Source organism: Georgenia wutianyii, from assembly GCF_006349365.1.
GTDB classification, from domain to species: domain Bacteria; phylum Actinomycetota; class Actinomycetes; order Actinomycetales; family Actinomycetaceae; genus Oceanitalea; species Oceanitalea wutianyii.
This window is the reverse complement of the sequence record NZ_CP040899.1, coordinates 1,620,323-1,634,000: the sequence shown is the minus strand read 5'-3', so window position 1 is coordinate 1,634,000 and position 13,678 is coordinate 1,620,323. Positions and strand designations below refer to the sequence as shown.

The 13,678-nt window shown below is 75.2% G+C and carries 13 protein-coding genes and 1 riboswitch; of the genes, 2 read left to right on the top strand and 11 right to left on the bottom strand.

Going from position 1 to position 13,678, the window contains the following annotated elements:
• Positions 1–51: 51 nt before the first annotated feature.
• The 6 genes from FE251_RS07255 to FE251_RS07230 all read right to left on the bottom strand — a co-directional run bounded on the left by FE251_RS07255 (position 52) and on the right by FE251_RS07230 (position 6,155).
• Positions 52–1,035 (bottom strand): ABC transporter substrate-binding protein, encoded by a 984-nt coding sequence (locus FE251_RS07255; RefSeq protein ID WP_139948366.1) that lies wholly within the window; start codon positions 1,033–1,035, stop codon positions 52–54.
• The gene (locus tag FE251_RS07250) at positions 1,032–1,886 is read right to left on the bottom strand and encodes an ABC transporter permease (protein ID WP_139071754.1); all 855 of its coding nucleotides are present in this window, start codon (positions 1,884–1,886) and stop codon (positions 1,032–1,034) included. Before FE251_RS07250 ends, FE251_RS07255 begins: the two co-directional genes overlap by 4 nt.
• A gap of 84 nt (positions 1,887–1,970) precedes the next feature.
• A riboswitch (FMN riboswitch) is annotated at positions 1,971–2,094 on the bottom strand.
• A 67-nt stretch (positions 2,095–2,161) separates the two neighbouring features.
• The gene (gene rpe / locus FE251_RS07245; RefSeq protein ID WP_139071755.1) at positions 2,162–2,821 is read right to left on the bottom strand and encodes a ribulose-phosphate 3-epimerase; all 660 of its coding nucleotides are present in this window, start codon (positions 2,819–2,821) and stop codon (positions 2,162–2,164) included.
• A gap of 29 nt (positions 2,822–2,850) precedes the next feature.
• A complete protein-coding gene (locus FE251_RS07240; protein WP_139948365.1) occupies positions 2,851–4,386 on the bottom strand; it encodes an RsmB/NOP family class I SAM-dependent RNA methyltransferase in 1,536 nt (511 codons plus the stop codon).
• Positions 4,383–5,324, bottom strand: coding sequence for a methionyl-tRNA formyltransferase (gene fmt / locus FE251_RS07235; RefSeq protein ID WP_139071757.1), 942 nt, complete (start codon positions 5,322–5,324; stop codon positions 4,383–4,385). The genes FE251_RS07240 and fmt overlap by 4 nt, the downstream gene beginning before the upstream one ends.
• Before the next feature lie 216 nt (positions 5,325–5,540).
• On the bottom strand, positions 5,541–6,155 hold the full coding sequence (locus FE251_RS07230; RefSeq protein WP_139948364.1) for an HAD family hydrolase: 615 nt from the start codon (positions 6,153–6,155) through the stop codon (positions 5,541–5,543).
• A 91-nt stretch (positions 6,156–6,246) separates the two neighbouring features.
• Between FE251_RS07230 and FE251_RS07225 the strand changes: the two genes are divergently transcribed.
• A complete protein-coding gene (locus FE251_RS07225) occupies positions 6,247–7,299 on the top strand; it encodes a YeiH family protein (protein WP_139071759.1) in 1,053 nt (350 codons plus the stop codon).
• A 223-nt stretch (positions 7,300–7,522) separates the two neighbouring features.
• Positions 7,523–9,553, top strand: coding sequence for a primosomal protein N' (locus FE251_RS07220; protein ID WP_230976580.1), 2,031 nt, complete (start codon positions 7,523–7,525; stop codon positions 9,551–9,553).
• 370 nt (positions 9,554–9,923) lie between these two features.
• Here FE251_RS07220 and metK read toward each other — a convergent pair whose 3' ends face one another.
• The 5 genes from metK to mihF form a co-directional block, all read right to left on the bottom strand.
• The gene (metK, locus tag FE251_RS07215; RefSeq protein WP_230976579.1) at positions 9,924–11,129 is read right to left on the bottom strand and encodes a methionine adenosyltransferase; all 1,206 of its coding nucleotides are present in this window, start codon (positions 11,127–11,129) and stop codon (positions 9,924–9,926) included.
• Positions 11,130–11,151: 22 nt separating this feature from the next.
• A complete protein-coding gene (coaBC, locus tag FE251_RS07210; protein ID WP_139071818.1) occupies positions 11,152–12,351 on the bottom strand; it encodes a bifunctional phosphopantothenoylcysteine decarboxylase/phosphopantothenate--cysteine ligase CoaBC in 1,200 nt (399 codons plus the stop codon).
• A 19-nt stretch (positions 12,352–12,370) separates the two neighbouring features.
• Entirely contained in the window at positions 12,371–12,634 is a 264-nt protein-coding gene (gene rpoZ, locus FE251_RS07205) for a DNA-directed RNA polymerase subunit omega (RefSeq protein ID WP_139071760.1), read from the bottom strand.
• 66 nt (positions 12,635–12,700) lie between these two features.
• On the bottom strand, positions 12,701–13,282 hold the full coding sequence (gene gmk, locus FE251_RS07200) for a guanylate kinase (RefSeq protein ID WP_139071819.1): 582 nt from the start codon (positions 13,280–13,282) through the stop codon (positions 12,701–12,703).
• Positions 13,283–13,284: 2 nt separating this feature from the next.
• On the bottom strand, positions 13,285–13,596 hold the full coding sequence (gene mihF / locus FE251_RS07195; RefSeq protein WP_139071761.1) for an integration host factor, actinobacterial type: 312 nt from the start codon (positions 13,594–13,596) through the stop codon (positions 13,285–13,287).
• Positions 13,597–13,678: the final 82 nt, after the last annotated feature.

Sequence of the window (13,678 nt, the reverse complement as noted above, 5' to 3'; positions counted from 1 at the left end):
GCCTCAGGATAGGCCCCGGCCCGTGGTGCCCGCGGACCGGTCCACGGGCGCTCATCGCGCGGCGGCCTGGGCGCGCACCGCGGTGGCGGGGTCGACCTCGCCCTCGAGCAGGCCCTGCTCGGCCATGAAGACGGCCATCTGCTCCCACAGCGTGACGTCGGTCTCGCCGGTGCCCTCGCCGTAGAGCGGGAGGGTCGCCGTCACCGTCGCCAGCGCGGCGTCCCGGGCGGCCGGGTCGGCCAGGCCGGGGATGTGCTCGGCGGCGATCTCCACCGCGCCCTCCGGGTCGTCCAGGACGTCGCGCACGCCCCGCATCGTCGCGGCGACGACGGCGGCCGTGACGTCGTCGTCGGCGAGGTCGGAGTGCGCGCCGACGCCGATGCCGACGAGCGGGACGTCCTCGAGCGCGATGGTCCGCACCTCGATCCCGGCCTGCGCGAACTGGACGGCGTCGTTGTTCGCGAAGCCCATGACCGCGTCGACGTGACCGGCGCCGAGCGCCGCCTGCTGGGTGTAGCCGATGTGCTCGACCGCGACGTCCTCGGGGGTGAGCCCGGCGCCGGACAGGAGGGCGAGCAGCCCGAAGTAGGTCTCCCCGAACGGCCCGGGCACGCCCACGGTGTGGCCGGGCAGGTCCGCCGCGCTCGTGATCGGCGAGTCGGCCGGGACGATGAGGACGACCGGGTACTCCTCGTAGACGGTCGCGACGTTGACCACGGGCACGCCCGCCGAGAACGCCTGGAGCATCTCGTCCCCGCCGGCGACGACGAGGTCCTCCTCCCCCGCCTCGAGCGCCCCGAAGAGCGACTCCGAGGCGCCGTGGTGGCGCAGGGTCACCTCGACGCCCGCCTGCTCGTAGTAGCCCTTCGCCTCGGCCACGTAGAACGGGGCGAACTGGACGTCGGGGGTGTAGGTGAGGCCGAGGACGACCGCCTCGCCGGTCTGCGGCGCGGCGGGGTCCTGCGCCTGCCCGCCGCAGGCGGCGAGGGCGAGGACGGCGGCGGCGGCGAGGGCGCTGGTGGTGCGACGGTTCACGGGAGACTCCTGGCTGCGGCGGGGTGCTTGGCGGCGTATCGGGTGCGGGCGGTGGGCCCCTCGCGGACGGCGAGGCGCTCGACGACGCGCAGCAGCGTGTACATGCCCACGGCGAGGGCGGCGAGGACGACGAGCGTGGCGAACAGGCCGGTGGTGTCGGCGGAGTTGGACTGGACGGACAGGACCATCCCCAGACCGCGTCCGCCCATGACGAACTCCCCGACGACGGCGCCGGTCACCGAGAGGGTGACCCCGTTGCGCAGGCCGGTGAGGAGGGTCGGCAGCGCCATCGGCGCCTCGATGTGCCGGACCATGGACCAGCCGTGGGCGCCGTCGAGCCGGGCGGCGTCGACGACCTCGGGGTCGAGGGTGCGCAGCCCGAGGATCGTCGCGAGGAGGATGGGGAAGAAGACGAGCAGCGCGCACAGCAGCACGATGGGCAGCAGGCCGTAGCCCACCCAGATGACGAGCAGCGGGGCGAGGGCGACGGCGGGCAGCGCCTGGGAGGCCGCGACGTAGGGCTGCAGGCCCGCCGCCGCCCAGCGGTTGCGGGCGATGAGGTAGCCGAGCGGGAGGGCCACGGTGGCACCCAGGACGCTGCCGAGCAGCGCCTCGGTGAGGGTGGTCGCGGTGTACCCGAGCAGACCGCCGGCGGTGAGCTCGGTCCACAGGCGCGCGGCGACCGCCGTCGGGGCCGGGAGGAAGAACGCGGGGACGAGGCCCGCCCGGCTCACCGCCTCCCACACGAGGAGCACCGCGGCGCCGACGGCGAACGGCGTGAGCAGGACGAGGCGGCGGGTGCGGCGGTGCGCGGCGAGGGTGCGCGCGAGCGGCGTCCACCCCTGCTCCATGGTCGTCCCTCCGGTCCGCTGCGGTGTGGACCGGGGTCGCCGGACGCGTACGCGTCCGCAGCGCACGCCGACGGCCGGCGCGCGCCCGTGCATCCTCCCATCCGGACTTTCACCGTCGGCCCTGGAGTTCCACCAGGTCAACCGCCTGCGAAGGCGGGTCGCGGACTGTCACCGCCGGTTCGGAATCTCACCGACCCCGGAGCACGTTCTTGCACCGTCAAGTCTGCCACACGCGAGGGCGCGCGTGGGGCGGTGCCCAGGCGGCGTGCCCCGCCTCAGCGGGCGGCGGCGGCGAGCTCGCGCAGGGCGGTGACCTCGGCGTCCGGGTCGGGCGAGCCGTAGACGGCCGAGCCCGCGACGAACGTGTCGGCCCCGGCGCGGGCGGCGAGGGCGATGGTCTCGCGCGAGATCCCGCCGTCGACCTGGAGCCAGACGTCGCGGCCGGAGGCGTCGATCGCGGCGCGGGCGGCGGCGATCTTGGCCGCCATCGCCCCGAGGTAGCGCTGGCCGCCGAACCCGGGCTCCACGGTCATGACGAGGAGCATGTCGAGCTCGTCGAGCAGGTCGAGGTAGGGGGTGATGTCCGTCGTCGGGCGCACGGCGACGGCGGCCCGTGCCCCGGCGGCGCGGATCTCGCGGGCGAGGCGGATGGGCGCGACGGAGGCCTCGGCGTGGAAGGTCACCGACGCGCAGCCCGCCTCGGCGTACCCGGGTGCCCAGCGGTCCGGGTCCTCGATCATGAGGTGCGCGTCGACCGGCAGCGCGCTCGCGGCGACGATGCGCTCGACCACGGGCAGCCCGAGGGTGAGGTTGGGGACGAAGTGGTTGTCCATGACGTCGACGTGGACGAGGTCGGCCGAGGGTATGCGGGCGAGCTCCCCGGTGAGGTCGGCGAAGTCGGCGTTGAGGATGCTGGGGGTGATGCGGATGGTCACGCCCTCGAGCCTATCGATCCCCACGGGCCTCAGCGCTCCCGCCGCAGCAGGGCGAGGAACATCGCGTCGGTGCCGTGGACGTGCGGCCACAGCTGGACGTCGGGCCCATCGCCGAGGCCGGGCACGTCACGGCCGGTGGCCGCGAGCAGCGCCTCGCGCGCGTCGAGCCGGGTGACGTCGTCGCGGCCGCGCAGGACGTCGGCGACGACGGCGCTCGTCTCGGCCAGGTGCGGGGAGCACGTGACGTAGGCGACCACTCCCCCGGGCCGCACCGCAGCGAGGGCGGACTCGAGGAGGTCGCGCTGGAGCGCGGTGAGGCCGGGCAGGTCCTCCGGGAGTCGCCGCCAGCGCGACTCGGGACGGCGGCGCAGCGCCCCCAGCCCGGTGCACGGGGCGTCGACGAGCACCCGGTCGTAGGCGCCGGGCTCGGCCTCCCCCAGCGTGCGGCCGTCGCCGGTGCGCACCTCGACGCTCTCCCGCGGGAGGGCGGCGGTGGACTGGGCGACCAGCCGGGCACGGTGCGGGGCGACCTCGTTGGCCACGAGGTGCACGCCGCGCTCGGCGGCGATCGCCCCGAGGAGGGCGGACTTGCCGCCGGGACCGGCGCACAGGTCGAGCCAGCGTGCCTCCTGCCCCTCGACGGGCGCGGCGGCGAGGGCGAGGGCGACGAGCTGGCTGCCCTCGTCCTGCACGCCCGCGCGGGCCTCGCGCACGGCGGGCAGGGCGGCGGGGTCCCCGCCGGGCAGCCGCAGGGCGGTGGGCGCCCAGCGGCCGGGGGTGGCGTCCTCGGCGAGGGACCGGTCGACCTGCGCGACGACCTCCTCGGGGGACACGAGGCCAGGCCGCGCGACGAGGGTGACCGCGGGCGGCTCGTTGTCGGCGTGCAGCAGCTCGGGCAGCTCGGTGGCGGGCCGCCCGTGGGCCCGCAGTGAGGAGCGCAGCGCGCGCACGACCCACGCCGGGTGGGACTCGACGGCGGCGAGCCGGGCGCCGTCGTCGTGGATCTCGCTGCTCAGCCGGTCGAGCCAGGTCTCGAGGTCGGCGGCGGAGACGGCGCGCAGGACCGCGTTGGCGAAGCCGCCGGCGCCCAGGCTCACCCGGCTGCGCACGAGGGCGACGGTCTCGGAGACGGCGGCGTGGGCGGGCACGCGCATCCCGAGGAGCTGGTGGGCGCCGAGGCGCAGGAGGTCGAGGACCGGCGGGTCGACCTGGTCCAGCGGCCGGTCGTTGGTGCAGCGGGCGAGGATCGCGTCGTAGCGGCCGCGCAGGCGCAGCGTGCCGTAGACGAGCTCGGTGGCGAACGCCGCGTCACGGCCGCTGATCCCGCGCTCGCGCAGGAGCTTGGGCAGGACGAGGTTGGCGTAGGCGTCGCTCGTCGCCACCGCCTCGAGGGTGTCGGCGGCGGCGGTGCGGACGGGGTCGACCTCGCCGCCGCGACGCCCGCGCCGCTGCGGCGGGCGTCCGCCGGCCCGCGGCCCGTTGCCCCCGGCCCGCGGGGCGGCCGAGCGGCCGCCGCCCGAACGTCCGTGGTCGGGGCGCTGCCCGCGTCGTCCCTGCTCGCTCACAGTGCCTCCTGCCCGAGTCGTGCGTCGTCGTCGAGGCGGGCGCCGCGCGCCCAGTCCGGTGCGGCCATCCACGAGCGCCCGGCGGGCGCGACCTGGCCGAGCTCCACCGCGCCGTTACCGGTGCCGACGAGCACCTCGCGCTTGCCCGGGCGCACCTGCCCCGGGGCGAGGTCGGCGACGTCGGGGCGCGGGCGGACCGGGCCGAGCTTGAGGCGCGAACCGTCCGGCGCCGTCGTCCACGGGCCCGGCGCGGGGGTGGTGCCGCGGACGAGCCGGTCGACGGCGATCGCCGGCGCCGACCAGTCGACCCGCGCGTCGGCGACCTCGAGGCGGGGAGCCAGGCTCACGCCGTCGGTCGGCTGCGGGACCGCGACGGCGGTCCCTGCGTCGAGGGCGTCGAGGGTGGCGAGCAGGAGGGGGGCGCCGGACTCGGCGAGGCGCGCGAGCAGGTCACCGGCGGTGTCCTGCGGGCGCACCGTCTCGGTGAGCGTGCCGAGGACGGGCCCGGTGTCCAGGCCCTCCTCGATGCGGAACGTCGAGGCGCCCGTGACGTCGTCGCCCGCGATGAGCGCGTGCTGGACGGGCGCGGCGCCGCGCCACGCCGGGAGCAGGGAGAAGTGGAGGTTGACCCAGCCGTGGCGGGGGACGTCGAGCAGCGCCGGGGGGATGAGGGCGCCGTAGGCGACGACGGGCGCGACGTCGACGTCGAGCGCCGCGATCTGCTCCTGGACCTCCGCGTCGCGCAGGGTGCGCGGCGTGAGGACCGGCAGCCCGTGCTCGCGCGCCCACGCGGCGACCGGGCTCGGGTGCAGGGTGCGGCCCCGGCCGCGGCGCGCGTCCGGGCGGGTGAGGACGGCGACGACCTCGTGGGGCGAGTCGACCAGGGCGCGCAGGGACGGGAGGGCGACCTCGGGGGTGCCGGCGAAGAGGACTCGCATGGTCACCGAGTCTAGGCGTGCCCAGCGGTCCGCCCCGCCCGGGCGTGATGCCGGCGCCCGGCCCCACCCCGCCGGCGCCCACTTCCTGCCACCACGTGCCCGACACGCGCCCGACACGCCGGGGCGCACCTGGCATTCCGGGCGCGCGGGGGGACTTGGTGGCAGGTTCGGCCCGTCTCGGGGCGGCCGATGCGTGGGCGGGCGGGGTGCCCCGCCTCAGACGGGCAGGCCGAGCGTTCGAAGGTCGGCGCGCAGGCGCTCGGCGCCGGTGAAGTGGAGCGCGACGAGGCCGGCGTCGCGCGCCGCGGCGATGTTCGCCGGGGAGTCGTCGGTGAACGCGGTGCGCGCGGGGTCCAGGCCGAACCGCTCGATGAGCAGCGCGAAGATCGCCGGGTCGGGCTTCGCCATGCCCTCCGCGCCGGAGACGAGGACGTCCTCGAGACGGTCGATGACCGGGGCCGAGCGGGCCGCCTCGTGGAAGTTCTCCGCCGACCAGTTCGTCAGTCCGAGCACCCGCACGCCGGCGGCACGCAGCTCGTCGACGATCTCGGTCGTGCCCTCGACAGGTCCGCCGAGCGAGCGTGCGAAGTTCGTCACGTAGTGGTCGAAGTCCTCGACGCGGTGGGGGTGCGTGGCCGCGAGGGCCGTGCGCGCCTCGGCGAAGGTACGTCCGGCGTCCTGCTCGTGGTTGAACGCCGGGAAGTCGATCTCGGCGTGGAAGTCGTCGAACTCCTCCCGGGTCCAGCGCTCGGCGAAGGGCTCGTACGGGTCCCACTCGACGAGGACCTTGCCCAGGTCGAAGACGACGGTGCTGATCTTCTGGGTGTGCATGTGACGGAGGTCGCCTCTCGCTCGGGGGTCGCTCCGACCCTAACGGGGGCGAAGTGGCCCGCCGGACCGGCGAGGGCGGATCATGGCCCCCATGTCGACCCCTGCCGGTACCAGCCCCTCGGTCGCGGCGACGTGGCGGGCCCGCGTCCCCGGTCTTGCCGCGGCCGTGGCCCTGGCCCTCGTGGCGACCGTGATCGGCACGGCAGCGCCGATCGTCGGGGCGCCGGTGAGCGGGGTGGTGCTCGGCGTGCTCGTCGGGGTGCTGCTGCGGCGTCGTCCCGGCACCCTCGGCCCGCTCGGGCCGGGGCTGAGAACGGCGAGCAAGCTCGTCCTGCAGGTCGCGGTCGTGCTGCTGGGCGCGCGGCTGTCCCTCGCGCAGGTGGCCGAGGTAGGGCTGGACTCCCTGCCGGTCATGCTCGGCACCGTGGGCGTGTGCCTCGCCGGCGCCGCGCTCGTGGGGCGGGCGCTCGGGATCGACCACGAGCTGCGCGTCCTCATCGGCACCGGGACGGCGATCTGCGGGGCCTCGGCCATCGCGGCCGTCACGCCGGTCGTCCGCGCGCAGGGGAACAACGTCGCCTACGCGCTGTCGACCGTCTTCGCGTTCAACATCGCGGCCGTGCTCGTCTTCCCGCCGCTCGGCCAGCTGCTCGGGATGAGCGAGGAGGCCTTCGGTCTCTTCGCCGGCACCGCCGTCAACGACACCTCCTCCGTCGTCGCCGCGGCGACGACGTTCGGGCCGGTGGCGGCCGACCACGCCGTCGTCGTCAAGCTCGTCCGGACCCTGCTCATCATCCCGATCGTCATCGGGCTGGGGATCCTGGTGGCGCGCCGCGACCGCCGTCTGGCCGGTGAGGAGGCGGGGCCGCGGCCGTCGGCGATCAGGCTGGTGCCGTGGTTCCTCGTCGGCTTCCTCGTCCTGGCCGCGGTGAACAGCCTCGGGCTGGTGGCCGAGTCGTGGCACGACCCGCTGGCGACGGCGGCGACCTTCCTCATCACCGTCGCTCTCACCGCCATCGGCCTGTCCACCGACCTGCCCGCCCTGCGCGCCGCCGGCCTGCGCCCGCTCGCGTTCGGCGGCATCCTCTGGCTCCTCGTCACCGCCAGCGCCCTCGCCATCCAGTACCTCACCGGCCTCCTCTGACCCACTACTCCCCTTCCTCCCCTTCCCCACCTCCCCTCCCTCCCCTCCCCCACCTCCCCTTCCCCGCGACAGCCGACTTCCGCACGAGAGCCGACTTCCGCACGAGAGCCGAGTTCCGCACGACAGCCGACTTCCGCACGACAGCCGAGTTGTGCGCGGAGGCTGTGGACTGTGCCGGCACGTCGGTGGCGCGTGGTGAGATTGGGGGACGGAGGTGAGAGACGTGCAGCAGCCAGCCCTGCTCGACGACGTCGCCGGCGTGCGCACGGTGTCGGGCGCCGAGGCTGCCGGCGTCGCGCTGCCCGTGGCGCGGGTCGCCGTCGACGTGCCGCTGCCGCACCTGGACCGCCCGTTCGACTACCGCGTCCCGCCGGAGCTGGACGACGCCGCCCAGCCGGGCACCCGCGTCTCCGTCAGGTTCGCCGGCAAGGAACGCAGCGGCTTCGTGCTCGAGCGCGTCGCCACCACCGACCACCACGGCGCGCTCGTGCCGATCCGCCGGGTGGTCTCGAACCTGCCCGTCCTCACGCCCGAGATCGCCGCCCTCTGTCGCGCCGTCGCAGACCGGTACGCCGGGACCCTCATGGACGTCGTGCGCCTCGCCGTCCCCCCGCGCCACGCCACCACTGAGAAGGCCGTGCTCGAGGCTGCCGCGCCGGACCGCACCGGGATGACCGCCGCTCACATCCCCGGCACTGCCTGGGACGACTACGTCGGTGGCCCCGCGTACGTCCGCCGGCTCGCCGCCGGGGAGTCCCCGCGCGCGGTGTGGTCGCCGCTCCCCCGGCACGAGGCCGACGCTCCCGACCGGCTCGCCGCGATCGCCGAGGCGGCAGCCGCCACCCTCACGTCCGGGCGCGGGGTGCTCGTCGTCGCCCCTGCCGCCCGCGACGTCGAGGAGCTCACCGAGGCGCTCAAGGCCGCACTCCCGGGCGAGCCGGTGGTGGCTCTGCAGGCCGACCACGGGCCCTCGCGCCGCTACCGGGCCTTCCTCCAGGTGCTCACTGGCCGTGCGCGCGTCGTCGTCGGCACCCGCGCCGCCGCGTTCGCCCCCGTCCGTCGGCTCGGCCTGATCGTGTGCTGGGACGACGGCGACGACGTGCTCGCCGAGCCGCGTTCGCCCTACCCGCACGCCCGGGAGGTGCTCACGCTCCGCGCCGCCCAGGAGCAGGCCGGCGTGCTGCTCGCGAGCTGGGCCCGCAGCGTGGAGAGCGCACTGCTGGTCGCCTCCGGCTGGGCGCACTCGGTCGCGGCGTCGCGGGCCACCGTGCGCGAGCGTGCCCCACGTGTCGAGGCTCCGGGCGACGTCGACCTCGCCCGCGAGGGACCGGCGGCAGGGGCGCGGATCCCGCGCCCGGCATGGGAGCTCGTGCGCAAGGCGCTCGAGCACGGTCCGGTTCTCGTCCAGGTCCCCCGCGCCGGGTACCTGCCCGTCGTCGCGTGCCAGCGTTGCCGCGAACCTGCCCGCTGCCGGGAGTGTCACGGTCCGCTTCAGCTCGCCGGCCGGGGCGGCGTGCCCACGTGCCGCTGGTGCGGGCGGCCCGACCGGACGTGGGCCTGCCCGACGTGCCGCGGCACCGAGCTGCGCGCGCGGCGGGTCGGGTCGGCCCGTACCGCCGAGGAGCTCGGCCGGGCCTTCCCGAAGGTGCCGGTGGTCCTCTCCGGCGCCCGCGCGGACCACGGCGTCGTGCGTGAGGTCGACGACCGTCCGCGCGTCGTCGTCGCCACACCCGGCGCCGAGCCGGTCGCGCGAGGCGGCTACCAGGGCGCCCTGCTCCTCGACGCCGCCGCCGTCTCGGGCCGTCAGGAGCTCGACGCCGAACCCGAGGCGCTCCGCCGCTGGATGGCCGCTGCGGCACTGGTGCGCCCTGCGTCCGCCGGTGGCCGGGTGATGCTCCTCGGCGATCCCGCGCCGGTCCCCGCCCAGGCGCTCGTGCGCTGGGACCCCGCCGGCTTCGCCGAGCGGGAGCTCGCCCAGCGCCAGGAGCTACGACTGCCTCCCGCCAGCCGGATGGCCGCTGTACGTGGCACCTCACGCGCCGTCGCCGGCCTCCTGCGCCACCTCGAGCTGCCCGACGGCGGTGAGGTGCTCGGTCCGGTGCCGTGGTCGCAGGACGAGGTCCAGGCGCTCGTGCGCTCCGACCTCGCCCAGGGCGCGCGGCTCACCCGCGCCCTCGCCGTGGCTGCCGCCGTCCGCAGCGCACACAAGGAACCCGACCCGGTCCGCATCCAGGTCGACCCCCCGGAGCTCTGACCGGTACGCCGAGCGACCACAGCCGCACCCTCACCCGCCGACAGCCGAGTTCCGCTCGACAGCCGACTCACGAGGGTTCGGGCATCGACCGCTCCGATCGGAGGAGCGGGCTGGAACCTGTGGAATCGGCGCCGTCCGGGCAGAAGTCGGCGATCGCGACCAACTCCGCTCTCGGGCAGAAGTCTGCTCTCGCGCAGAAGTCGGCTCTCGTGCGCAACTCCGCTCTCGCGACCAACTCCGCTCTCGCGCAGAAGTCGGCTCTCGTGCGCAACTCCGCTCTCGCGACCAACTCCGCTCTCGCGACCAACTCCGCTCTCGTGCGGAAGTCGGCTCTCGCGGGTGAGGGGGTGAGGGGGGAGGTGCGGGCGGGTCAGCTGATGGCGGCGCGGAGCTGGTCGACGCGGTCGGTGCGCTCCCAGGTGAAGTTCTCCAGCTCGCGGCCGAAGTGGCCGTAGGCGCTCGTGTCGCGGTAGATCGGCCGCTTGAGGTCGAGGGCGTCGACGATGGCGGCGGGCCGCAGGTCGAAGACCTCGCGGATCGCGGCCTCGATCCGGGCGACCGGGACGGTCTCGGTGCCGAACGTCTCGACGTACAGGCCCACGGGGTGCGCCTTGCCGATCGCGTACGCGACGTGCACCTCACAGCGGCGGGCGAGACCGGCGGCGACGACGTTCTTCGCGACCCAGCGGGTGGCGTAGGACGCCGAGCGGTCGACCTTCGAGGGATCCTTGCCGGAGAACGCGCCACCGCCGTGACGGGCCATGCCGCCGTAGGTGTCGACGATGATCTTGCGGCCGGTGAGGCCGGCGTCGCCCATCGGGCCGCCGACGACGAACTGCCCGGTCGGGTTGACGTAGAGCGTGTGCCCGGCGGTGTCGAGCGCACCGGCGTGCTCGGCGAGCACGGGGGCGACGACCTCGGCGGCGACGGCCGACTGCAGCCACGCGCTCGTGACGTCGGCGTCGTGCTGGGTGGACACGACGAGGGAGTCGAGTGCGACCGGTCGGTCGCCGTCGTAGGCGATGGTCACCTGGGTCTTGCCGTCGGGCCGCAGGCCGGGGACGATCCCCTCCTTGCGCACCCGGGCGAGACGCTCGGCGAGCCGGTGGGCGAGCCAGATCGGCAGCGGCATGAGCTGGGCGGTGTCGTCGCTCGCGTAGCCGACCATGAAGCCCTGGTCGCCGGCGCCCTGGTCGTCGTAGGGGTCGTGCGTCTCGCCGGTCCGGTTCTCCCAGGACTTGTCGACGCCGCTGGCGATGTCCGGCGACTGCTGCCCGATCGACACCTGGACGCCGCACGAGTGCCCGTCGAAGCCGATCGCGGAGGAGGTGTAGCCGATCGCGTTGACCTCGGCGCGCACGATCTGCGGGATCTCGACGTACGCCTCGGTGGTCACCTCGCCGGCGACGGTCACCAGACCTGTCGTCACGAGGGTCTCGACGGCGACCCGGGCGTCCCGGTCCTCCCGGAGGATCGCGTCGAGGATGGAGTCGGAGATCCGGTCACAGACCTTGTCGGGGTGACCCTCGGTCACCGACTCGGACGTGAACAGACGCAGGCTGGCGTTGGAGGTCACCGATCGATCCTAGTCGTGCTTGTCAGCGCAGCCGCGGGACGATGAGGTCCCACAGGCCGCGCGCGACGTCGTGCTTGGTCCCGGCGGCCGCCCCCACGGCGGCGCCGTCCGGGCCGAGGACGGTGACGGCGTTGTCGACGTCACCGAATCCCCGGCCCTTGCCCACCGCGTTGACGGCGAGCAGGTCCGCCCCCTTGCGCCGCGCCTTGGCGCGGCCGAGCTCGAGCACCTCGTCCGGGTCCCCCGTCTCGGCGGCGAAGCCGACGACGACGAGGTGGTCGCGGGGGCGGGCCGCGACGGTGGCGAGGATGTCGGGGTTCTGGACGAGGTCGAGGACCTCCGGGGCCCCCTCCCCCTTCTTGATCTTGCGCTCCGCGGTGGTGCGCGGGCGGAAGTCGGCGACGGCGGCGGCCATGACGAGGACGTCGGCATCGGCGGTCGCGTCGTCGACGGCGGCGGCGAGCTCGGCGGTCGTCTCGACGTCGGTCACCTCGACGGCGGGGTGCGCGGCGAGCGCGCGGGCGGAGGCGTCGACGGACGCGGCGATCAGGCGCACCCGGGCGCCGCGGCGGGCCGCCTCGACCGCGATCTCCACGCCCTGGCGCCCGGAGGACCGGTTGCCGAGGAAGCGCACGGGGTCGAGCGGCTCGCGGGTGCCGCCCGCGGTGACGACGACGGTGCGCCCGGCGAGGTCCTGCGGCGCGAGGAGCGCGAGGGCGGCGGCGGTGATCGTCGCCGGCTCGGGCAGCCTGCCGGGTCCGGAGTCGGTGCCGGTGAGGCGCCCGGAGTCCGGCTCGAGGACGGTGACGCCCCGGGCGCGCAGGGTCGCGACGTTCGCGACGGTCGCCGGGTGCAGCCACATCTCGGTGTGCATCGCCGGGGCGAGGAGCACCGGGGCGGTGACGGTGAGCAGCGTCGTCGTCAGGAGGTCGTCCGCACGCCCGGAGGCGGCGCGGGCGAGCAGGTCGGCGGTGGCGGGGGCGACGACGACGAGGTCGGCGCTGCGACCGAGGGCGACGTGGTCGACCTCGGTCGCGCCGTCGAAGACGCTCGTCGTCACCGGCTCACCGGACAGCGCTTCCCACGTGGGGCGCCCGACGAACTCGAGGGCGGCCGCGGTGGGGATGACCCGCACCCGGTGGCCCGCCTCGCGCAGTGCGCGCAGGACGAGGACCGCCTTGTACGCGGCGATGCCGCCGGTCACCCCGAGCAGCACGCGCAGGCCGCCCGTGTGCGTCATGTCAGCCCTCGGTCGGGGTGACCTGCAGCAGCCCCTCGTTGATCTCGCGGAGCGCGATCGACAGCGGCTTGTCGGTCTGCGCGTGCGGGACGAGCGGGCCGACGAACTCGAGGAGACCCTCCTGGAGCTGGGCGTTGTACGCGTTGATCTGACGGGCGCGCTTGGCGCCGTAGATGACGAGGGCGTACTTGGAGTCCGCGGCCTCGAGCAGCTGGTCGATCGGCGGGTCGGTGATGCCTTCGGGCTGGGCAACGGTTCCGGACAATGGTCACCTCACGTGATTCTGGTGGCGGGCGGCGTCCCGGACCCGGGACACGCGCAACGGTCAAGTCTACTCGGTCGGCAGGCCCATGAGGGAGACGAGCTCGTCCGTGGCGCGTGTCACGACGTCGTTGACGACGACGTCGTCGAACTCCCCCGCCGCGGCGAGCTCCTCCCGGGCGGTGCGCAGCCGACGCTCGCGCTCCTCCGGACCCTCGGTGCCCCGGCCGAGCAGCCGGCGCTCGAGCTCCTCGAACGACGGCGGCGCGAGGAACACGAAGTGGGCGTGCGGCATGGTCCGGCGGACCTGGCGCGCGCCCTGGAGGTCGATCTCGAGCAGCGCGGGCTGTCCGCTGCTCAGCTGGGCCTCGACAGGTCCGCGCGGCGTGCCGTAGCGGTTGCGGCCGTGCACGACGGCCCACTCGAGGAGCTCGTCCTCGGCGACCATGCGGTCGAACTCGGCGTCCGAGACGAAGTGGTAGTGGACGCCGTCGACCTCTCCCGGGCGCGGTGCCCGGGTGGTCGCGGAGACCGAGAGCCACACCTGCGGGTAGCGGCGGCGGATGTCGGCGGAGACGGTGCCCTTGCCGACGGCGGTGGGGCCGGCGAGGACGGTGAGGCGTGACTCGGCAGCTGGGGAGTGGGCCGCCACGGTCACCCGAAACGCTCGACGAGAGCGGTGACCTGGTTGTGGCCGAGGCCACGCACGCGCCGGGACTCGGAGATGCCGATCTCGGCCATGATCGTGCGGCTCTTGACCTTCCCCACGCCGGGGAGGGACTCGAGGAGCTCGACGACGCGCATCTTGCCGAGCGCCTCGTCGTCGCCGGCGTCCTTGACCACCTGGGAGAGGGAGGTCTGGGAGTACTTCAGCCGGTTCTTCACCTCGGCTCGGCGGTTTCGGGCGGCAGCGGCCTTGGCCAGGGCGGCGGCGCGCTGCTCGGGAGTCAGTGACGGGAGGGCCACGGGGATCACCTCGGAGGGGGACGGAGGGGGCTGGGAGGGACGGTCCTTGGGGGAAAGGTACCGACCGTCAGCCTCAGTGTGC